The sequence below is a fragment of the Microbacterium sp. STRO-2N genome (assembly GCF_057747775.1).
On the sequence record NZ_CM173223.1, the window covers coordinates 2,907,178 to 2,927,660 of the forward strand.

The following is a 20,483-nucleotide window of genomic DNA, read 5'->3' on the forward strand; positions in this document are numbered from 1 at the left end:
TCAGAGGTCCTTGCCTGACTTCTTCGCGAAGCGCACGCGGACCGTGCGCTTGACGCCGTCCTTCGTCTGCTCCTCGACGCGGTGGCCGACACGCGTCGGCTTCTTGGTCGAGGGGTCGACGAGCTGGACGTTGGAGATGTGGATCGGGGCTTCCATCGTCTCGATGCCGCCCGTCTTGGTACCGCGCTGCGACTGGCCGACGCGGGTGTGCTTGGTGACGTAGTTCACGCCCTCGACGATGACGCGGTTCTGCTCGGTGAGGACCTCGAGGACCTTGCCCTGCTTGCCGCGGTCGCCGCCACGCTCGGGCTTGGCGCCCGTGATGACCTGAACCAGGTCGCCCTTCTTGATGTTCGCCATGATCAGATGACCTCCGGGGCGAGCGAGACGATCTTCATGAACTTCTTGTCGCGAAGCTCACGGCCGACCGGCCCGAAGATGCGGGTGCCGCGGGGCTCCCCGTCGTTCTTCAGGATGACGGCGGCGTTCTCGTCGAACTTGATGTACGAGCCGTCGGGACGACGGGTCGACTTGACGGTGCGGACGACGACGGCCTTGACCACGTCGCCCTTCTTCACGTTGCCGCCCGGGATCGCGTCCTTGACGGTCGCCACGATGATGTCACCGAGACCGGCGTAGCGACGGTTCGAGCCGCCGAGAACGCGGATGGTGAGCAGCTCCTTGGCGCCCGTGTTGTCGGCGACCTTGAGGCGGGACTCGTTCTGAATCACTTGGCCTTCTCCAGGATCTCGACCAGGCGCCAGCGCTTCGTGGCGCTCAGCGGGCGGGTCTCGTTGATGAGGACGAGGTCGCCGATGCCGGCGGTGTTGCCCTCGTCGTGCGCCTTGACCTTCGACGTGCGACGGATGACCTTGCCGTAGAGGGGGTGCTTCACGCGGTCCTCGACCTCGACGACGATCGTCTTGTCCATCTTGTCGCTCACGACGTAGCCGCGGCGGGCCTTGCGGTAGCCGCGCGCGTTGACGTCGCGGACGTCGTGCTCAGCGTGCTCGACCTCGGCGGCCTGCTTCTTGTCAGCCATCACTCGGCCTCTTCCTTCGCAGCCTCGTCAGCGGCGTCCGCCTTCTTGGCCTTCGTCTTCTTCGCCTTGGTCGCCGTCTCCAGCGGAGCGGGAGTGGCACGGATGCCGAGCTCGCGCTCGCGGATCACGGTGTAGAGCCGCGCGATGTCGCGCTTGACGGCGCGGATGCGGCCGTGGCTCTCGAGCTGGCCGGTGGCCGACTGGAAGCGCAGGTTGAACAGCTCTTCCTTGGCCTTGCGCAGCTCCTCGACCAGGCGCTGGTCTTCGAACGTGTCGAGCTCGCTCGGGGCGAGCGTCTTGGTGCCGATCGCCATTACGCGTCGCCCTCCTCGCGCTTGATGATGCGTGCCTTGAGAGGCAGCTTGTGGATGGCACGGGTCAGGGCCTCGCGAGCGAGCTGCTCGTTGACGCCGGCGACCTCGAAGAGGACGCGACCCGGCTTGACGTTTGCGACCCACCACTCCGGCGAACCCTTACCCGAACCCATGCGGGTCTCGGCGGGCTTCTTGGTCAGCGGTCGGTCGGGGTAGATGTTGATCCACACCTTGCCGCCACGCTTGATGTGACGCGTCATGGCGATACGAGCGGACTCGATCTGACGGTTGGTCACGTAAGCGGGCGTGATCGCCTGGATGCCGAACTCGCCGAAGGAGACCTTCGTGCCGCCGGTGGCCTGGCCATCGCGCTTGGGGTGGTGCTGCTTGCGGTACTTGACCTTGCGGGGGATGAGCATTACGCCGACGCTCCTTCTGCCACGGGGGCCTCGTTGCGACGGTCGCCGCGCGGGCCACGGCGGTCGCCGCGCTCACGCGCCGGCTTCTGGTTCGCCTGCTCGCGCGCGAGCTCCTTGTTGGTCAGGTCGCCCTTGTAGATCCACACCTTCACGCCGATGCGGCCGAAGGTGGTCTTGGCCTCGTAGAAGCCGTAGTCGATGTTCGCGCGCAGCGTGTGCAGCGGCACACGACCCTCGCGGTAGAACTCCGAGCGGCTCATCTCGGCGCCGCCGAGGCGGCCGGAGACCTGGATGCGGACACCCTTGGCGCCGGCGCGCTGCGCGCCCTGCAGGCCCTTGCGCATCGCGCGGCGGAACGCCACGCGAGCGGTGAGCTGCTCGGCGATTCCCTGCGCGACGAGCTGGGCGTCGGCCTCGGGGTTCTTCACCTCGAGGATGTTCAGCTGGATCTGCTTGCCGGTGAGCTTCTCGAGGTCGGCGCGGATGCGCTCGGCCTCGGCGCCGCGGCGGCCGATCACGATGCCCGGGCGGGCGGTGTGGATGTCGACGCGGACGCGGTCACGCGTGCGCTCGATCTCGATGTTGCTGACGCCGGCGCGGTCCAGCGACGTCGTCAGCAGGCGACGGATCTTGATGTCCTCGGCCACGTAGTCGGCGTAGCGCTGTCCGGGCTTCGTCGAGTCCGAGAACCAACGCGACACGTGGTCCGTGGTGATGCCGAGGCGGAAGCCGTACGGGTTGACCTTCTGTCCCATTACTTGCTCGCCTTCTTGCTCTTGGCAGCCGGCGCCGTCTCTGCGACCTCGGGGGTCGAGAGCACGACGGTGATGTGGCTCGTGCGCTTCTTGATCTGGAAGGCTCGACCCTGCGCGCGGGGCTGGAAACGCTTGAGCGTCGTGCCCTCGTCGACGTACGCGTTCTTCACGTACAGGTCCTGCTCGTCCAGGTACTCGCCGTCCTTGTCGGCCTTCACGCGAGCGTTCGCGATCGCCGAGGCGACGAGCTTGTAGATCGGCTCGCTCGCGCCCTGCGGCGCGAACTTGAGGATGGCCAGGGCCTCCTCGGCCTGCTTGCCCTTGATGAGGGCGACGACACGACGAGCCTTCTGAGGGGTCACGCGGATGTGTCGCACGCGTGCGATGGACTCCACCATTTCTCTCTCCTCTATGCGTCGCCGCGTCAGCGGCGACGGCCCTTCTTGTCGTCCTTCACGTGGCCGCGGAAGGTGCGGGTGGGCGCGAACTCGCCCAGCTTGTGGCCGACCATGGTCTCGGTCACGAACACGGGGATGTGCTTGCGACCGTCGTGGACGGCGATCGTGTGGCCGAGCATGGCCGGGACGATCATCGAACGACGCGACCAGGTCTTGATGACGTTCTTCGTGTTGGCTTCGTTCTGCGAGACGACCTTGCGAAGCAGGTGCTCGTCGACGAAGGGGCCCTTCTTAAGGCTACGAGGCATCTTCCTCTACTCCTACTTGCGCTTCTTGCCGGCGTTGCGACGGCGAACGATGTACTTGTCGCTTTCCTTGTTCGCGTGGCGGGTGCGGCCTTCAGCCTGGCCCCACGGCGAAACAGGGTGACGACCACCGGAGGTCTTGCCCTCACCACCACCGTGCGGGTGGTCGACAGGGTTCATGGCGACACCGCGGACGGTCGGGCGGACGCCCTTCCAGCGCTTGCGGCCGGCCTTGCCCCAGTTGATGTTCGACTGCTCGGCGTTGCCGACCTCGCCGACGGTCGCGCGGCAGCGCGCGTCGACGTTGCGGATCTCGCCCGAGGGCAGACGCAGCTGGGCGTAAGGGCCGTCCTTCGCGACGAGACGCACCGAGGCGCCCGCCGAACGGGCCATTTTCGCGCCGCCGCCGGGACGGAGCTCGATGGCGTGGATGACGGTACCGGTCGGGATGTTGCGCAGCGGCAGGTTGTTGCCCGGCTTGATGTCGGCGCTCGGCCCCGACTCCACGACGTCACCCTGCTGCAGCTTGTTCGGCGCGAGGATGTAGCGCTTCTCGCCGTCCTTGTAGTGCAGCAGCGCGATGCGCGCGGTGCGGTTGGGGTCGTACTCGATGTGCGCGACCTTGGCGTCGATGCCGTCCTTGTCGTTGCGACGGAAGTCGATGACGCGGTACTGACGCTTGTGGCCACCGCCGATGTGGCGGGTGGTGATGCGGCCCTGGTTGTTGCGGCCACCGGTCTTGCTGAGCGGGCGGAGGAGCGACTTCTCGGGCGTCGATCGGGTGATCTCGGCGAAGTCGGCCACCGACGAGCCGCGGCGACCCGGGGTCGTGGGCTTGTACTTGCGAATAGCCATAGTTCTCTAGTCCTCTGTCCCGACCGTCAGCCGACTGCCGTGAAGATGTCGATGGTGCCCGACTTCAGGGTCACGATGGCGCGCTTGGTGTCCTTGCGCTTTCCGGTGCCGAAGCGGGTGCGACGAGCCTTGCCGACGCGGTTGATCGTGTTGACCGCGGCCACCTTGACGCCGAAGATCTTCTCGATCGCGAGCTTGATCTCGGTCTTCGAGGCGCGCGGGTCCACGAGGAACGTGTACTTGCCCTCGTCGATGAGCCCGTAGCTCTTCTCGGACACGACCGGCTTCAGGATGATGTCGCGCGGGTCCTTGTTCACGGCGATGGTGCTCATGCCGAGACCTCCTCGGTGGTGGTGCTCTTCGACGCGACGAAGGCGTCGAAGGCGGCCTTGGTGAAGACGATGTCGTCCGAGACGATCACGTCGTAGGCGTTCAGCTGGTCGAACGGCAGCACGTGGGCGTACGCGATGTTGCGGACGCTCAGCACGCTGAGATCGTCGTCACGGTCCACCACGACGAGCACGTTCTTCGTCGCGCCGAGCGCGGCGAAGACCGACGCGGCCGCCTTGGTCGACGGCGCGCCCTCGATGTCGAAGGACTCGACGACGTGGAGACGCTCGCCACGAGCACGGTCGCTGAGCGCACCCAGGAGGGCAGCGGCGATCATCTTCTTGGGCGTGCGCTGCGAGTAGTCGCGCGGCTTCGGGCCGTGCACGATGCCACCACCGGTCATCTGCGGCGCGCGGATCGAACCCTGACGGGCGTTACCCGTGCCCTTCTGCTTGAAGGGCTTGCGGCCGGCGCCCGAGACCTCACCGCGACGCTTGGTCGAGTGGGTGCCCTGGCGAGCCGCCGCGAGCTGCGCGACGACGACCTGGTGGATGAGGGGGATGTTCGTCTTGACGTCGAAGAGCGCGGCGGGCAGCTCGATCGAGCCGGCCTTCTTGCCGTCTGCCTTCACGACGTCGAGCGCGAGAGTCGAGTCAGCCATGAGTTCAGGCACCCTTCACTGCGTTGCGGACGTAGACGATGCGGCCGCGCGCGCCGGGGACGGCGCCCTTGACGAGCAGCAGACCCTTCTCGGCGTCGACGGCGTGCACCGTGAGGTTGAGGACGGTCACGCGCTCGCCACCCATACGGCCGGCCATGCGCATGCCCTTGAACACGCGGCTCGGGGTCGACGACGCGCCGATCGAACCGGGCTTGCGGTGGTTGCGGTGCGCACCGTGCGAAGCGGAGACGCCCTTGAAGTTGTGGCGCTTCATGACACCCGCGGTGCCCTTGCCCTTGCTGGTGCCGACGACGTCGACCAGCTGGCCGGCCTCGAACGTGCCCTCAGCCGTGAGCTCCTGACCGAGTGAGTAGTCAGCAGCGTCCGCGGTGCGGATCTCGGTGAGGTGGCGGCGCGGGGTGACCCCGGCGGCCTCGAAGTGAGCCGTCAGCGGCTTGTTGACCTTGCGGGGGTCGATCTGGCCGTAGGCGATCTGAACAGCGTTGTAGCCGTCCTTCTCGGGCGTGCGCACCTGCGTGACGACGTTCGGAGCGATCTCGATGACGGTGACGGGAACGAGCTTGCCGTTCTCATCCCAGACCTGGGTCATGCCGAGCTTGGTGCCGAGCAGGCCCTTGGAAACCTTTTCGTTGATGTGTGCCATGTCGAACCTCAGAGCTTGATCTCGATGTTGACGTCGGCGGGGAGGTCCAGGCGCATGAGCGAGTCGACGGCCTTCGGCGTCGGGTCGACGATGTCGATCAGACGCTTGTGGGTGCGCATCTCGAAGTGCTCGCGGCTGTCCTTGTACTTGTGGGGAGAACGGATCACGGCGATCACGTTCTTCTCGGTCGGAAGGGGCACGGGGCCCACGACGGTCGCGCCCGCACGGGTCACGGTGTCGACGATCTTGCGCGCCGACGAGTCGATGACCTCGTGGTCGTACGACTTCAGGCGAATGCGGATCTTCTGTCCCGCCATTGTCTGCTCACTCTCTTTCCGCGTCGTACCTCTCGGGCATTGGACGCACATGGCGCTCGCGCGCCGGGCATGTTCCTCGCGGCTGGCGACCTTCCGGCCTCCGAGCCCGTCGAGGGGCACCGCTGTTCTGCTGTCAATCCGGAGGCCGCGCCGAAGCGCCGCTCCCGGCATCCGTTCTCCACCCGCGCGGAACGGTGTCCGAAATGGGAGGATTGGAGATGTGGTGGTTCTGCTGCCCGCGGCCTAGGACCCTGCGCGTGTGCGCCGCCTATGCACTGCCCTGGCAGTGATCCGGTGCACGCCAAAAGGGGCGCCGGAATGTGGAACCTCACTAGTCTACGTGCAGCCCGGGCGTGTCGCAAACTCGGGCGTGTCGCGCGCGTCGCGATTCCGATCTGCGACCCGGACCGGAAAGTATCGGATGTCGCGTCTTCCTCTCGGCGGCATCCGGCTGTAGAGTGGCGGCACGCGAGGCATCGCGGTGGGACGTGATGCCGAGACGGCCGGGGATCCGTCTAGCGCGTACTGGGGAAATAACGGAGCAGCGCCAAGCGCGCTTCGTATTGTCATTTGGGGATTCGACAATGGCATTTGGGGATGCCGCGCGCGACACCGCGCGCTTTTTGGGCGGCGCACGCGCTGCCACCGTGGGCACCGACGCGTTCATCGAGCTCGCTCCGCCCGTGCGCATCGCACCCGTCGCGTCGCCGCCGGCGACGCCGACGAGGCCCAGGCTCGAACTCGTGCCTCGCGTCGAGCCGGCGTTGGAACAGCGCCGTCTCTGGGAGCACCGCCTGGCCGCTCGCCTGCGCCTGAGCGACGCCGTGGTCGTGAGCGCCTCCGTCGGCGCGGCCGCGCTGGCCGCCGGCGCGAGCACGATGGCGTGGGCCGTGGCTGTCGGCACGATCACGACGTGGCTCGCGATGCTCTGGCTCGGGAACACGCGCTCGAGCGACATCCTGGGGTCCGGCGCGACGGAGTACAAGCGGGTCGCGCACGCCTCCGGTTACACGTTCGGCGTTCTCGCGGTGCTCTTCATCGTCTTCCAGTGGCAGCCGCTGCGCCCCGAGCTCCTCGTGGCGCTGCCGGCAGGAACGGTCGCACTCCTGGCCAGCCGCTGGAGCTGGCGCAAGTGGCTGTTCGCACAGCGCCGGTACGGGCATTACACCAAGCGCGCCATCGTGACCGGCACCCGCGACGACATCGAGTACGTGCTGCGGACGTTCGATGAGGCCGGGCCGCTCGGGTACACGATCGTGGGCGCAGCCCCATCCGACGACCGGACCGATGACTTCGTCGCCAACGGAAGACGCTATCGCGTGGTGGGGTCGATGGACTCCGTCGCCCTCCAGGCCCGCATGCTGGGCGCCGATACGGTCATCGTCGCCAACCGTCCACACGACGACCCGGACTTCATCAAGCGTCTGAGCTGGGAGCTGGAGGGCACGGCCGCAGAGCTCGTGCTGTCGAGCCGGATCGCGGACGTCGCGGGTCCGCGCATCTCACTGCAGCCGATCGACGGCCTGCCGCTGATCAAGGTGAAGATTCCCGAATTCGAGGGCGGGCGCCACGCGCTCAAGCGCGCCGTCGACATCTGCGTGGCCGCGCTCGCGCTCGTGCCGATCGGGCTCGTGCTGCCGTTCATCGCGCTGCTGATCTGGCTCGACGACCGGGGCCCCGTCTTCTTCCGGCAGACCCGCATCGGCCGTGACGGCCAGGAGTTCAGCATCCTGAAGTTCCGCACGATGCGCACGGATGCCGAGAAGCAGCTGGCGAAGCTGGAGGCGCTGAACGAGGGCAACGGCGTCCTGTTCAAGATGAAGAAGGACCCGCGCGTCACGCGCGTCGGCGCCGTGCTGCGGAAGTACTCGATCGACGAGCTCCCCCAGTTCTGGAATGTGCTGCGCGGCGACATGAGCGTGGTCGGACCGCGCCCGCCGCTGCCCAAGGAGGTGCACGAGTACGACGGCAAGGTCTATCGACGACTGTTCATCAAGCCGGGCATCACGGGGCTGTGGCAGGTCAGCGGTCGCAGCGACCTCTCGTGGGAAGAGAGCGTGCGTCTCGACCTGCGGTACGTCGAGAACTGGTCGGTGATGAGCGACCTCATGATCATGTGGCGCACCGCCAAGGTCATGATCAGCCCGAACGGAGCGTACTGATGGGCGCTCCCTTGATCTTCAGCGAGCACCGAGGCGGTCGCTTGCTGGACTGAACCGATCCGCGGCCGTGCGCCGCCGGACGCAATCGGCGTCCCAGGTACGGCGGTGATCTCCCTTCCCCCCAAGGGCCACGGCCGCGGATCCTCTCACTCGACGGACGCCACAGGGCGTCCGCACGATAACGTATGACCCGATGACCTCTGGGGGAGGTTGCGACAACGGCTCTGGGAGGCCGCACATGGTCAGCATCGTCATCGCGGCACACAACGAAGAGGCCGTGATCGGAGCCTGCCTCGATGCGCTGCGGTCTGACGCGGCCGGTGCGGATGCGGAGGTCATCGTGAGCGCCAACGGCTGTTCCGACCGCACCGCCGACATCGCACGCGGACGTGGGGCGATCGTGATCGACCGCCCTGAAGCCGGCAAGCCCGGCGCGCTCAACGCTGCCGACGCCATCGCCACGGACTTCCCGCGCATCTACCTCGACGCCGACATCCGGGTCCCCGAAGGCGGGGTCGCGGCGCTGCAGCGGATGCTCGATGCGCGGACGCTCGCCGTCGTGCCGCGCCGCAGGGTGGATGTGTCGGGCAGGCCCCTGGCCGTGAGGTGCTATTTCGCAATCAATGAGCGACTTCCGGTGTTCCGCGACGGGCTGTTCGGGCGCGGCATGATCGCACTCTCGAGGGAGGGTCGGTCGCGATTCGCGGAGTTCCCGCCGATGATCGCCGACGATCTCTATCTGGACTCTCAGTTCTCCGCGGCCGAGAAGGCCGAGGCCCGCGACGTCGAAGTGGTCGTCGAAGCGCCGCGCACGACAAAGGCGCTCGTGAACCGGCTGGTCCGCGTTCGCCGCGGCAACGCCGAGATGCGGACCGCAGCGACCGCCGGCCGTCTGACGGTGAACGTGCGCGCGTCGGACAAGTGGGCATGGCTGCGCGACGTCGTCGTTCCGCACCCGCGACTCGCGTTCGCCGCCGTGCCGTACCTCGCCATCACCCTCGCTGCCGCATGGCGCGCCCGCCGGCAGCCGACGGGGAGCTCGTGGGGCCGCGACGACAGCACGAGGATCCCTATGACGGAGTCCAGCCCGGAGGCGACGGCATGATCATCAACGTCTGCTTCCACGGCATCGGCGTGTGCAAGCGAGAACGCGAGCCGGGCGAAAGCCGCTATTGGATGAAGGAGGACGTCTTCCGCGGCGTTCTCGACGGCGTGGCCGGACGCGAGGATGTCGGCCTGAGCTTCGACGACGGCAACCGGTCCGATGTCGATGTCGCTCTTCCCGCGCTGCAGGAGCGGGGGCTCACCGCCACCTTCTTCCCCCTCGCCGGGCGCCTCGACGATTCCGCGAGCCTCGATGCCGGCGATCTGCGGAGCCTGCACGCGGCGGGGATGGCCATCGGGTCGCACGGCTGGGCCCACGTTCCATGGCGAGGACTGGATCCGTCGCAGGCGCGGCGCGAGTTCATCGATGCGCGCACCGTCCTGGAGGAGGCGGCAGGCACCCGGATCACGGAGGCCGCCATGCCCCTGGGGAGATACGACCGCAGAGCGCTGCGGGGACTGAAGAGCGCTGGATACGGCACTGTGTACTCGAGCGATCGGTTCCCCGCACGTCCGGGGTCGTGGCTGCAGGCGCGGTACAGCGTGACATCCGACGACACGGTGGACTCGGTCCTCGCGGTGGTGCGTCATCGACCGGGGCTCGCGGACGCGCGGAGTCTCGCGAAGAGTCTCGTCAAACGCGTCCGCTGAAGGGATCGCGGCGGAAGGCCGTCCCATTCCTCAGCCGCACGCGATACCGTGGGAGACGCGGCAGGTGGGGTGCCGGTTTCGCGACGGGGAACGCGAGGGGGAGAACATGAAGTCGCCACATGAGCGACCGCCGCACGGCGGCGCGTCCGACGTGCGGGAGGACGCCGGGGCTCACGCCGCCGGCATGCCGGAGCGTGGACTCAGTCGACCTATGCGGATCACGCTCTGGACAGTGGGCGCCGTCGTCGTGGCCGGCATCCTGCTCGCGCTTGCCTTCCTTCTCACACCGCCGGCCGCCGGACCGGGGTCAGGTGCCACGCCGAGCGCCGTCGCGTCACCGACGCACGGACCGGACCCGGACGGCACTCCTGTCCCCGGCAGCGAGGTCCAGGCTCCCGATGCTTCGGCCACCGACCCCAACCGGCTGCCCCCGCGCGAGGCATCCGGACCGCTGGTCACGCCGCCGCTGCCGCCGTCGGCCTCGGCCGAGGGTTCGCTGGTCGAGGGCTTCCCGCGGGACATCATGGGCCCCACGGCCGACTCGGACGTGGTCAGCAGCAGCATCGCGACCGAGGGCGACACGATGCAGGTGACGCTGGTCGCGCGCACCGACCAGTCGGAAGAGGACGTCCGTTCACACTTCCGCAGCGTGTGGACGAGCCTCGGCCTTGTAGAGAGCGCACAGGACCAAGGCACGTCGCTCGCCGTCGACGACGGAGCGAACTCCCTGTCGCTCGCATTCACGCCCTCGTCGGGGACCGGCACCGTCTACATGGTCTACGGCGTCTTCCGGACCAGCTGATCGCACATGTACATCTCTTTCTCCCACAAGCCGAGCTCCGACGCTGAGCCGGACGGCCAGGCCGAGGCCGGTACCGAGGTCCAGCCCTCCGGCGAGTCGCATCGGCCGGCGGCCCGCGGTCGGCGGCGATCGACCGGCGTCCGCACCGTGTCGAGCACTGTGGTGACTCTCGGCATCGTGTCGTTGCTCACAGACATCTCGTCGGAGTCCGTAGCGGCGATCCTCCCGCTCTACATCACGGGCGTGCTGGGGCTGTCGACCATCGCGTTCGGCTTCCTCGACGGCCTCTACCAGGGTGTGAGCGCGCTCGTGCGCATCGCCGGAGGCTACACGTCGGACCGGACGGACCAGCCCAAGTGGATCGCCTTCAGCGGCTATGCGCTGGCCGCCGCCGCGCGCGTCGGACTGCTGTTCGCTTCGGGGTTCGCTGCGATCACGGCGGTCATCACCGCCGACCGCGTCGGCAAAGGGCTCCGGACGGCACCGCGTGATGCGCTGATCACCGCCGTCTCACGTCCCGACAATCTCGGGGCGTCGTTCGGTGTGCACCGCACACTGGACAACATCGGTGCGGCTGTGGGCCCGCTGATCGCGTTCTTCATCCTGCTGCTGATCCCGGACGGTTACCAGACCATCTGGGCGGCATCGCTGGCGTTCGCCGTGGTCGGCGTCGCGATCCTCGCCTTCCTCGTGCCGAACGTCCGCACACGCGCGAAGAACATGGACGGCAAGACGTCCGAGCGGCGGCGCTTCGATTGGGGCGTGGTCCTCAAGGGCCGCATGCGGCGGGTGCTGGCTGCGGCCGGCATCCTGGGACTCCTCTCGATCGGAGACGGATTCGTCTACCTGGTGCTGCAGTCGCGCAGCGACTTCGCGGCCCAGTGGTTCCCGCTCATGTACGTGGGCACGAACATCGCCTTCCTGGCGCTGGCGATCCCCCTCGGCCGACTCGCCGACCGGATCGGGCGTGCCCGCGTGTTCGTGTACGGGCACGTAGCCCTCCTGGCGGCATACGTCGTCGCCGCGGCGCCGCTGGCCGACATCGCCTCGACGGTCCTGTGCCTGGTACTGCTCGGCGCGTTCTATGCGGCCACGGACGGCGTCCTCGCCGCCCTCGCGGCCCAGCTCACCACCCCCGAGACGCATGGCACCGGCATCGCCGCCGCGCAGACGGTCGTCGCGATCACGCGCTTTCTGTCGGCGACCGGCTTCGGCGTGCTCTGGTACGCGCTCGGCCGCGAGAACGCGATGTGGATCGTCGCAGCTCTTCTCGCGGTCGCCATCCCCCTGGTGGCGCTCCTGCTGCGGCCCTTCCTGTCGGCGAACGGGGCGGCCCAGGCGTGAGCACCCGGATCAAGTGGCTCCTGGTCATCGGCATCTCGGTCGTGGCGCTCGGTGCGACGGCGGTCGTCGGCATCCTCGCGTGGCAGCAGTATCAGGCGAGGGCGAGCGCGCCGAGTGCGGCCGAGACGGCCGCTCCCGCGGACTGGGCGAACGGTGACCGCATCGTCTTCCGCAGCACCGCGTCGGGACAGGGCTACGGACACGTCGCGAGCGTTCCGCTCGACGACCCTCGCGGACCTCGCGCGGTGATCGACGTCGCGTGCGACCGGGTCGATGCGACGGCCGATGAGTTCGCGTGTCTGCGCACCGAGCGCGGCATCGCACCGACCTACAACGGCACGCTGCACGCCAACGACGGCAGCGTGCTGGCGGAGTGGCCGCTCTCAGGCATCCCGAGCCGCACGCGGATCTCGGCCGACGGCAGCAGGGTCGCCTCGACGGCGTTCGTCACCGGCCACTCGTACGCCACCATCGGATTCTCGACCGAGACTGTGATCCACGACGTCGACGGCACGACTTCCGGCAACCTGGAGGAGTTCACGCTCATCATCGACGGCCAGCCCGTCGCTCCGGTCGATCGCAACTACTGGGGCGTGACGTTCGTCGACGACAACACGTTCTACGCGACAGCGGGTCTCACCACGCAAGGCAAGACGTACCTGGTGCAGGGCGACCTCGAAGCGCGCACGCTCACATCGATCGCCGAGAACGTGGAATGCCCATCCCTCTCACCCGACGGAACCCGCATCGCGTTCAAGCGTGTGACCGAGGGCTCCGGTGCGAGCGTCCACTGGAGGCCTGCTGTCTACGATCTCGCGACCGGCGCGGTGTCGCTGCTGCCCGAGAGCCGCAGCATCGACGACCAGATCGAGTGGCTCGACGACGACACGATCCTTTACGGGATGCCGCGCGAAGGCACGTCCGGCGACACCGACGTCTGGGCACTCGCGGCCGATGGCTCGAGCGACCCCGAGCTCTTCATCGAGCACGCGTGGTCGCCGTCGGTCGTGCGCCGCTAGCCGTTGCGGACTCCGCTCAGCGCGCGTCGGCGGCCGCGCGCTCGAGGCGGCGCTGACGGCGCACGAGGAGCCATGCGACCGCTGCGCCGAGGGCAGCGCCCAGGACGTTGGCCAGCACGTCTCGCAGGCTCGGCTGGCGAGACGGGATCACGATCTGCACGAGTTCGACCGCCGCAGACAGCGTGAGCGCGAGCACGATGCCGTACCAGGGATGACGGAAGAGCAGCGTGAGAAGGAAACCGAGCGGCGCGAACATGAGGATGTTGGCCACGAACTCGATCCAGCCCGACCCGAAGAACGTCACACCCAGGTCGTCGTGGACCCAATCCCCGATGCCGTTCACGATGCCGCTGTAGCCCACCGGCAGGAGGACGACGAGGGCCACGACGACGCCGTAAGCGACGAGGCCGCCGATCGCCCACGAGCGGCGCGTCCGCAGTGCATCGGTCCCCATGACACCCCTCCAGAAGCGCCGTCACGGCGACCATTAAGGCGGCTGACCAGTTCATGACAGCCGCAGGAAACCTCGGTGAGGCTTCTCTCATCTGCCATAGTAGGCCGTGGGACTCCCGCAATACTGCTATCACCCCCCGAGAATCCCCCGAACATCGGATGGTTATGACTCGCAGAGCTGACCGAGCACGTGCCCGCTTCCAACGCCGATTCCGCATCGGCATCATCGCCTCGCTGATCGCAGGGCTGGCCGTCACCGGATTCGTCGCCCCCGCCATCGCGGCGGGTACGCGCACCACCGGGATCTTCTCCGACAGCCTGACCCCCAAGATCGCCGCCGACCCCGATCGCGTTGCGGTCGAGCTGGGCGTGAAGTTCAGTCCGCGGACATCCGGGACGGTCACCGCACTGCAGTACTACCAGGGCAGCAAGGCGAAGAACGTCACGACGGCGACCCTGTGGTCCTCCGACGGCAGAGTGCTCGCGCGCGCGAAGTTCGACAGTTCGAGGAGGGCGGGGTGGCGAACGATTCCGCTCGGCAAGCCCGTGGCCCTCAAGGCAGGCAAGACCTATACGGTGTCGTATCACGCACCTCAGGGCGGCTACCCGGTGACGGAACGCGACCTGGCCTCGAAGCGCACTCAGAACGGCTTCACGCTCCCCTCGGGTGCCGGCGTGTACCGCTACGGAGCCAAGAGCGCCCTGCCGACCCAGACCTACCGCGGGTCCAACTACCTCGTGGACATCGTGTTCTCGCCATCCCGCACTCCGTCCGCGAGCCCGACGACGCCGATCGCGACGCCGAAGCCGACCGCATCGCCGACCGTCACCCCGCGCCCTACACCGACGGCGACACCCACTCCGACCCCGACGGCGACACCCACCCCGACGCCCACGCCCACCCCGACGGCGACACCCACCCCGACCCCGACGCCGAATCCGCCGCGTGGTGGATTCCCCACACGGGAGTCCGCGGGTCTGCCCGACGGCTGGCAGCCGGCGCGGCAGGTTACCGGCGACGTGTGGATCCGTGAGGCCGGAGCTGTCGTCGAGGACCTGCGGGTCACGAACGGCACGATCTATGTCGACGCCCCGAACGTGACGCTGCGCCGCATCGACGCCGTCGCCACGAGCGTGGTGAACGACTACCGCAACATCTGCCGCAACGGGCTCGTGATCGAGGACTCCACGTTCACGCCGGCGGCGCGCACGACCGATCAGGACCTGTTCGTCATCGGTCCGGGCGGCTACACCGTGCGCAACGTCCTGATCGACGGGCTGCCGGAGGGACTGCGCGCCGCCGGTGTCGACTACGGCTGCGGCCCCGTCAACGTCGAGAGCTCGTTCATCCGTGTGACGTCCCCCACCGTGTGCAACGACTGGCACGGCGATGGCATCCAGGGCTACTACGGAGACCGCCTGACGGTCCGCAACTCCGTCGTGATCATGGAAGAAAACAACGGATGCTGGGGCACGGCGGCGTTCTTCTATCCGCACAGCCAGGGCAACACGTCGCTCGACGTCGACGGCCTGATCGTCTCGGGCGGCGGCTACCCCTTCCGCAACGGCATGCCGGCGACGGTCAAGAATCTGCACGTTCTCGACGGCACCTGGGGCTACGGTCCCATCGACGTGAAGTGCTCGGCCGTTTCGACGTGGCAGGCGAATGTGTCACGACTCGACGCCGCGGGTCAGCCGGTTCCCATCCGTCCCATCGCGTGCTCCATGGAAGGCGGGCGCTGACGCCTCGCCGCCCAGAGGCGACGACATGGAGGCCGTGGGCTCTGCCCACGGCCTCCGCCGTCAAGCGAGACGCTCGATCTCGGAGTAGATGCCCTCCATGCACTCGACGCGGTGCTCCCACAGATGGCGCGTCGAGGCCCACTCCCGTGCGGCGGCACCCATGCGCAAGCGCAGCTCGCGGTCCTCGACCAGCTGTCTGATCGCGGCGGCGCAATCCGCGGACAGCTGCGCTGGAGACTCCGCCGCGAGCCGGAACCCGCAGGAATCGTCCACGTTCGCGCCGGGACCCCCGCGTTCGCAGACGATGACCGGAAGCCCGAACGACATGGCCTCGAGGCTCACGTTCCCGCCGGGCTCACGGTAGCTGGGAAACACGAAGACATCGGCACGCGTGTAGAAGTCGTCGACGGCCTCGCGTGGGAGCCTGCCGTGGAACTCCACCCGGTCTGCCAGACCCAGCGACCGGACGAGCTGTTCGCACGCGTCGCGATCGTTGCCGTCGCCGACGACGTCCAAGCGCACGCCCAGATCGCCGAGAGTCGCCATTGCGCGGATGACGTCGCGCAGCCCTTTGGTGCGCACGATCCTTCCCACGTGCAGCAGTCGCACGGTCCCGTCCCGTTCGGTGCGGTCGACCGGCTCGTGGATGCTGTGGACCGCGGTCTCGCTCATGATCTCGAAGCGCCTCAGCCGAAGCCCGGTCAGGTGGTCGGCGACGTACGGGGCGACCCCGACGACGCAGTCCGCCGACTCGTACGTTCGGCGCAGAAGCGGGTCGTGCCGGAGGCGGATGCCGTCGAGAGCGCGCAGTCGCTGATACCAGGGCGTCGCACCCTCTTCCGCGACGAACGCCGGGGGCGACTCGAGACTGCCGCCGACGGGCCCGATCACGAACGGAATCTTCAGCCCTGCGACAGGACTCGGGTAGCGCATGGCGACAGGCACGACCTGATGTGCGACGTCGAACCGCTCACCCGCGGCGAGCCGGCCCTTGATCCATCGCCTCGCGCGGATGTAGAAGGGCAGGTACCCGGGCTGCAGCAGGCTGTTGAACCGCTCGAACCGTCCGAGCCCGCGCGGCTCGCTCCACTCGACGACGCGGACTCCCGGCAGCTGGACGGAGGGCGGGCGATGACCCTCCTTGTAGCTCGTGAGCAGCGTGAGATCACAACGCCCTGACAGCAGCTTCGCCCATTGGAAGGCCACCCACGACTCACCCACGTCGTCCCCGTCGCACGCCGGCGCCACGAGGAGCACCTTGCGTCGGCGGGCACCGCTCCCGCCATCAGCGCGGGACAAGGCTGCCTCCCGCCTTCAGCGCGGGCGGCCGCAGACCCGGGCGCACGAGCGCCCGGATCGTCGCCCAGGACTTGTCATGGCCCAGCACAGCGCGACGGACCTCGATGAGCACGGTCATGGCGAAGTAGAGGCTGCCGCGAATCGGACCGCTGCGCCGCCGGTACAGGCGCACGCGGTTGAGGATCTTCATGGTGTGCGTGGCGGAACTCTCACCGGAACCGCCGCCGACGTGCAGCGCGCCCGCACGCGGTGTATAGACGGTCGCCCATCCGGCCTCCTTCGCGCGCAGGCTGAAGTCGGTCTCCTCCGAGTAGAGGAAGAACGACTCGTCAAGCCCGCCGAGGGCGTCGAAGCACTCACGAGCTACCAGGAGGATCGCTCCCACCAGCCAGTCGACCTCGTGCTCGTACCCATAAGCGCCGGGCTCCTCGACGCGCTCGGAGAAGGCCGCGAGCCTCGTGAAGCTCAGACCGCCCACCCGGAGCATCGTCGGTCCGCGACGGATCGTGGGCGACAGGCTGCCGTCGCTCTCGCGCACGCGCGGGCCGACGATGCCCACGCCGGGATTGCGGAGCGTCTCGAGCATGCGCGGAACCGAGTCGGGGTCGAGCGCCGCATCGGGGTTGAGAATGAGGATGGATGCCGCGTCGGGCGCGGACCGGACCGCGCGATTGATGCCGGCGGCGTAGCCGTCGTTCGTCGAGCGGACCACCGTGCAGTCGCTGCGGGCATCGAGGATCTCGAGCGTACGGTCCGACGAGCCGTTGTCGACGACGACGACGTCGTAGGTGAGGTCCCCCATCGCTTGCGGGATGCTGTCGAGAAGCGACGCGATGTGATCCTCGCTGTTGTATGTCACGACCACTGCGGCGACATCCATGGGCACGGGCTTCATAGTAGGGGCATTCCTGGGTCGAGCATCTACGCGATGAGGGCAGGCACAGGCGGACCGAACGAGGGTTCTCCTCGCTCGTGATCCCGCAGCGTCACCCTGGTGAAGGCGCCGACCATGCCGAGCACGAGGAAGAGAGTGCCCATCGTCATCGGAAAGGCGAAGGCGTCGAAGAACGCGAGGCTGGCGAACCCGGCGACGACCGCGGCGGTCAGGCTCACCGACAGGTCGACGCTGCGCGAATCCTCGACGACGCGGAACACACGGCTGAGCTGGACGACGGCGACGACAGCGATCCCGAGGAGCGCGAGCACCCCGACCGCACCGATTGTGACGAAAGCGCCGAGATACTGATTGTCGAAGATGCGGTACTTCGGCAGGAAGGTCCCGAGTCCGCGCCCGAACAGGGGGCTCTCTTCGATGAACGCCCACGCGAAGCCGAAGCTGTCGGTGCGCGACGCGATGCTCGGGTCCTCGTCGACGCCGGCGAAGAGCCCGATGATCGCAGTGATCAGCCGCGGTACGGCGACGGCGGCCGCCGCCACGCCGGCCGCCACGAGCCCCAGCAGGACGCGACGTTCCCTCGGCGACCACCCGACCAGGCAGATCGCGACCGCGATAAGGGCACCGAGGTAGGCGGACCGCGATGAAGAGACGGCGATGACGCCCGCGATGGCGGCGGCGGGGAACCAGCGCAACACGAAGGGGCGCTCGGTGAACCGAAGCCCTACATGCAGCGCGAGCGGCAGGAGGATCGTCAGGAGCGTGCCGTACTCGATGGGGTGGATCGCCGTCCCCGACGGTCGCACGAGACCGTTGCGGTTGTAGAGCGCGGCATCCGCGATCGAGGTCAGCCCCGGGATGGAGATCAGGTCGACGATCGCGCGTCGGGTGACGAACTGTGCGATCCCGAGCAGCGCGAACATGCCGCCGATGAAGACGAACCGCCAGATGACGGTGTCGAGCTTGGCGCGAGTGCGCAATCCGTCGTTCGTCAGCAGCATGATGCCCGACCACGAGGCGAGCGACAGCAGCGCCACGTCGGCCGGACTGATCTCGTCGCTGTTGATCGGCTGCGACATGGCGAGTGCGTACGAGATGGCGACCGACACGACGAAGACGCCCAGGGCCCAGCGCATCGGCTGTGCGCGCATCGGATACGTGCGTCCGAAACCCGACAGCACCAGCACGACCCAGAGGGCGAGGCTCCCCAGCCCCAGCAGCATCGAGAGGGAACCAGCGCTGCCGAGCGGACCCACCACCAGCCGAGACGGCACGGCGAGAAGCACCACCATGTAGAGCGTCAGCCAGGCAGTGACGAAGTCGCTTCGCGACGCGTCCGGTGCGAGGAAGCCGAGCCGCGGCCCATCGATCCGGAGACTCGCCGGCACTGCGGTCACGGCAGTTGTTGCGCGCGGGCCGGCGCCGCCGGCATCGGATCGGCGGGGAAGGCGCGCTTCGGGATCGGCCCGGGATCCGCGCGCGGCGTCTTGTCGTCGTCGGACGAGTTCCGCCGGCGCCCTCGCCGGGTCGTGCGCGTCATGAGCGCGTCCAGTGCGTAGACCGAGAACACCGTCACCACCAGGCCGGCGACCGCGACGAGGATCAGAAGGCGCGTGAGGTCGCTGAAGTCCGGCTCGGCCTCGGTGTCCATCGTGAGCGGGATCGAGCGCATCACCGCTGTGGCGGGCACGCCGACCTCGTCCTGGAGCGTCTGCAGGTTCTCGGTCACGCGCCCGGAGATGTAGGTGAGCGTGTCGAGCGCGCCATCGGCGGAGGTGTCGATGACGTCGATCGCGATGATCGGTCCCCGGGTGGACTCCTCGATCGCCACCTCGGCTTCGGCATCCGGGAATCGCTCGGCGAGGTCCTCCTGCGCCGCGTTCGTCGAGAACGTCGCCACGACGACGCGCGCCGGCAGATCCAGGCCTCCCAGAGAGAGCAAGGGGTTGCCGCCGTCGACGGCCTCGGTATCGGGCGGTGGCAGCAGCAGGATGAGCCCGCGGGCCGCATACTGCGGCGGCATGACGGAGAAGGCGACCCAGGCCGCTCCCACCGTGATCAGCAGGCCGACCAGAACGAAGTACCAGCGGCGCCCCAGCGCACTCAGCACACCCTTCAGCGTCACTGTGACTTTGCTCCCCCCAGCCGAATCGCGCTCAGGATACCAGGGGCGTTCGCTTCGTGACTGGGAAGTCGATGCACGAGGGTCGCCGGCGCGCCCATGCATCACCCAGCGCGGAGCCGTATCGTTCTGGGAGATCCTGTTCCCCGCGACCTGCGAGTCTGATGTCCATCCGAGAGTTCCTCCGCGCGATCGTGCGCCGGTGGCCGATCGTCCTGATCGGCGCCCTCGTGACGGCCGCGGCAGCCCTCGCAGTGCTGCGGGAGGACGGGACGTACTGGACGCGCTCCGAGCTGGTCTTCATGGCCCCGTCGAGCGCGCTCTTCCCCAATTCGCTCCAGACGCGCTCGGAGGATCTGATCATCACGGCCGGCCTCGTCGGCAAGCTCGTCACGGGGCCCGACCGGACCTTGAAGTTCAGCTCAACGGATGTCAGCATCATCGGAACCCCGCACGATGCCGACTACTGGCTGCGACTGCCGGACACCGGTGGACAGTGGGCGACCAACTTCGGCGACCAGCTGCTCCTGCTCGACGTCGTCGGCGACTCGCCGCAGGCCGTCGAGGATCTGCACGACGACGTCGTGGCGCAGGTGCGAGCCGAGCTGGACGGGATTCAGCGCGAGCAGGGCGTCGCTGCTGTGAACGAGATCACCATGCAGGTGTCTCCCGAGACCATCGTCGTCCATCACGTCGAGGGCAGCCGCATCCGAGCGCTCGCCATCACCGGCGTCATCGGCGTCGCGGTGACGGGAGCCGCCGTCGTGCTTCTCGAGCTGCGAGCGTCACGACGGCGCGAGACGGTCGCCTCGCTCGACGACCGCTAGTC

Annotated in this window: 26 protein-coding genes; 8 read left to right on the forward strand and 18 right to left on the reverse strand. The window is 68.2% G+C overall.

The genetic code is table 11. The features are described 5' to 3' along the window. The 13 genes from rplX to rpsJ are packed head-to-tail and all read right to left on the reverse strand — an operon-like array spanning position 1 to position 6,060. On the reverse strand, positions 1-360 hold the full coding sequence (gene rplX / locus AC3ANN_RS13555; protein ID WP_488337913.1) for a 50S ribosomal protein L24: 360 nt from the start codon (positions 358-360) through the stop codon (positions 1-3). Positions 361-362: 2 nt separating this feature from the next. Then, entirely contained in the window at positions 363-731 is a 369-nt protein-coding gene (gene rplN / locus AC3ANN_RS13560; protein ID WP_127818513.1) for a 50S ribosomal protein L14, read from the reverse strand. Then, positions 728-1,042, reverse strand: coding sequence for a 30S ribosomal protein S17 (gene rpsQ / locus AC3ANN_RS13565; RefSeq protein WP_488337914.1), 315 nt, complete (start codon positions 1,040-1,042; stop codon positions 728-730). Before rpsQ ends, rplN begins: the two co-directional genes overlap by 4 nt. Continuing rightward, positions 1,042-1,356: a 50S ribosomal protein L29 gene (gene rpmC, locus AC3ANN_RS13570; protein ID WP_045301493.1), complete on the reverse strand. Its 315-nt coding sequence runs from the start codon at positions 1,354-1,356 to the stop codon at positions 1,042-1,044. The genes rpsQ and rpmC overlap by 1 nt, the downstream gene beginning before the upstream one ends. Further along, the gene (gene rplP / locus AC3ANN_RS13575; RefSeq protein ID WP_488337915.1) at positions 1,356-1,775 is read right to left on the reverse strand and encodes a 50S ribosomal protein L16; all 420 of its coding nucleotides are present in this window, start codon (positions 1,773-1,775) and stop codon (positions 1,356-1,358) included. The genes rpmC and rplP overlap by 1 nt, the downstream gene beginning before the upstream one ends. Further along, on the reverse strand, positions 1,775-2,530 hold the full coding sequence (gene rpsC / locus AC3ANN_RS13580) for a 30S ribosomal protein S3 (protein WP_168912869.1): 756 nt from the start codon (positions 2,528-2,530) through the stop codon (positions 1,775-1,777). Before rpsC ends, rplP begins: the two co-directional genes overlap by 1 nt. Further along, positions 2,530-2,928 carry a 50S ribosomal protein L22 gene (rplV, locus tag AC3ANN_RS13585; protein WP_109210486.1) on the reverse strand — a complete coding sequence of 133 codons (399 nt, stop codon included), beginning with the start codon at positions 2,926-2,928 and terminating at the stop codon, positions 2,530-2,532. The genes rpsC and rplV overlap by 1 nt, the downstream gene beginning before the upstream one ends. 26 nt (positions 2,929-2,954) lie before the next feature. Continuing rightward, positions 2,955-3,236, reverse strand: a complete 282-nt coding sequence (gene rpsS / locus AC3ANN_RS13590; protein ID WP_127818509.1) for a 30S ribosomal protein S19 — start codon at positions 3,234-3,236, stop codon at positions 2,955-2,957. Positions 3,237-3,248: 12 nt separating this feature from the next. After that, positions 3,249-4,088, reverse strand: coding sequence for a 50S ribosomal protein L2 (gene rplB, locus AC3ANN_RS13595; RefSeq protein WP_488337916.1), 840 nt, complete (start codon positions 4,086-4,088; stop codon positions 3,249-3,251). 26 nt (positions 4,089-4,114) lie between these two features. After that, complete coding sequence (gene rplW / locus AC3ANN_RS13600; RefSeq protein ID WP_488337917.1) at positions 4,115-4,420, reverse strand: 50S ribosomal protein L23; 306 nt, start codon at positions 4,418-4,420, stop codon at positions 4,115-4,117. Next, entirely contained in the window at positions 4,417-5,079 is a 663-nt protein-coding gene (rplD, locus tag AC3ANN_RS13605; protein ID WP_488337918.1) for a 50S ribosomal protein L4, read from the reverse strand. The genes rplW and rplD overlap by 4 nt, the downstream gene beginning before the upstream one ends. A 4-nt stretch (positions 5,080-5,083) precedes the next feature. Continuing rightward, positions 5,084-5,743, reverse strand: a complete 660-nt coding sequence (rplC, locus tag AC3ANN_RS13610) for a 50S ribosomal protein L3 (protein ID WP_194409411.1) — start codon at positions 5,741-5,743, stop codon at positions 5,084-5,086. Between the two features lie 8 nt (positions 5,744-5,751). Then, complete coding sequence (gene rpsJ, locus AC3ANN_RS13615) at positions 5,752-6,060, reverse strand: 30S ribosomal protein S10 (protein WP_106816553.1); 309 nt, start codon at positions 6,058-6,060, stop codon at positions 5,752-5,754. 584 nt (positions 6,061-6,644) lie between these two features. Between rpsJ and AC3ANN_RS13620 the strand changes: the two genes are divergently transcribed. From AC3ANN_RS13620 to AC3ANN_RS13645, 6 genes are all read left to right on the forward strand, one after another. Beyond that, positions 6,645-8,222: a sugar transferase gene (locus AC3ANN_RS13620; protein WP_488337919.1), complete on the forward strand. Its 1,578-nt coding sequence runs from the start codon at positions 6,645-6,647 to the stop codon at positions 8,220-8,222. Between the two features lie 238 nt (positions 8,223-8,460). Further along, positions 8,461-9,327, forward strand: a complete 867-nt coding sequence (locus AC3ANN_RS13625; RefSeq protein WP_488337920.1) for a glycosyltransferase family 2 protein — start codon at positions 8,461-8,463, stop codon at positions 9,325-9,327. Next, positions 9,324-9,977: a polysaccharide deacetylase family protein gene (locus AC3ANN_RS13630; RefSeq protein WP_488337921.1), complete on the forward strand. Its 654-nt coding sequence runs from the start codon at positions 9,324-9,326 to the stop codon at positions 9,975-9,977. The genes AC3ANN_RS13625 and AC3ANN_RS13630 overlap by 4 nt, the downstream gene beginning before the upstream one ends. Before the next feature lie 211 nt (positions 9,978-10,188). After that, on the forward strand, positions 10,189-10,779 hold the full coding sequence (locus tag AC3ANN_RS13635; RefSeq protein WP_488337922.1) for a hypothetical protein: 591 nt from the start codon (positions 10,189-10,191) through the stop codon (positions 10,777-10,779). 6 nt (positions 10,780-10,785) lie between these two features. After that, the gene (locus tag AC3ANN_RS13640; RefSeq protein WP_488337923.1) at positions 10,786-12,123 is read left to right on the forward strand and encodes an MFS transporter; all 1,338 of its coding nucleotides are present in this window, start codon (positions 10,786-10,788) and stop codon (positions 12,121-12,123) included. After that, the gene (locus AC3ANN_RS13645; protein WP_488337924.1) at positions 12,120-13,142 is read left to right on the forward strand and encodes a TolB-like translocation protein; all 1,023 of its coding nucleotides are present in this window, start codon (positions 12,120-12,122) and stop codon (positions 13,140-13,142) included. The genes AC3ANN_RS13640 and AC3ANN_RS13645 overlap by 4 nt, the downstream gene beginning before the upstream one ends. A gap of 16 nt (positions 13,143-13,158) precedes the next feature. Here AC3ANN_RS13645 and AC3ANN_RS13650 read toward each other — a convergent pair whose 3' ends face one another. After that, complete coding sequence (locus tag AC3ANN_RS13650; protein ID WP_488337925.1) at positions 13,159-13,596, reverse strand: VanZ family protein; 438 nt, start codon at positions 13,594-13,596, stop codon at positions 13,159-13,161. A 164-nt stretch (positions 13,597-13,760) separates the two neighbouring features. Between AC3ANN_RS13650 and AC3ANN_RS13655 the strand changes: the two genes are divergently transcribed. Next, positions 13,761-15,338 (forward strand): DUF4082 domain-containing protein, encoded by a 1,578-nt coding sequence (locus tag AC3ANN_RS13655; protein WP_488337926.1) that lies wholly within the window; start codon positions 13,761-13,763, stop codon positions 15,336-15,338. Between the two features lie 60 nt (positions 15,339-15,398). Here AC3ANN_RS13655 and AC3ANN_RS13660 read toward each other — a convergent pair whose 3' ends face one another. The 4 genes from AC3ANN_RS13660 to AC3ANN_RS13675 form a co-directional block, all read right to left on the reverse strand. Beyond that, positions 15,399-16,559 (reverse strand): glycosyltransferase family 4 protein, encoded by a 1,161-nt coding sequence (locus tag AC3ANN_RS13660; protein ID WP_488337927.1) that lies wholly within the window; start codon positions 16,557-16,559, stop codon positions 15,399-15,401. A gap of 64 nt (positions 16,560-16,623) precedes the next feature. Beyond that, complete coding sequence (locus AC3ANN_RS13665; RefSeq protein WP_488340844.1) at positions 16,624-17,517, reverse strand: glycosyltransferase family 2 protein; 894 nt, start codon at positions 17,515-17,517, stop codon at positions 16,624-16,626. 41 nt (positions 17,518-17,558) lie between these two features. Continuing rightward, on the reverse strand, positions 17,559-18,929 hold the full coding sequence (locus AC3ANN_RS13670; protein ID WP_488337928.1) for an O-antigen ligase family protein: 1,371 nt from the start codon (positions 18,927-18,929) through the stop codon (positions 17,559-17,561). Then, positions 18,926-19,657, reverse strand: coding sequence for a YveK family protein (locus AC3ANN_RS13675; RefSeq protein ID WP_488337929.1), 732 nt, complete (start codon positions 19,655-19,657; stop codon positions 18,926-18,928). Before AC3ANN_RS13675 ends, AC3ANN_RS13670 begins: the two co-directional genes overlap by 4 nt. Before the next feature lie 161 nt (positions 19,658-19,818). Here AC3ANN_RS13675 and AC3ANN_RS13680 point away from each other — a divergent pair, with 161 nt between their 5' ends. Beyond that, complete coding sequence (locus AC3ANN_RS13680; protein ID WP_488337930.1) at positions 19,819-20,481, forward strand: hypothetical protein; 663 nt, start codon at positions 19,819-19,821, stop codon at positions 20,479-20,481. The last annotated feature ends 2 nt before the right edge of the window (positions 20,482-20,483 follow it).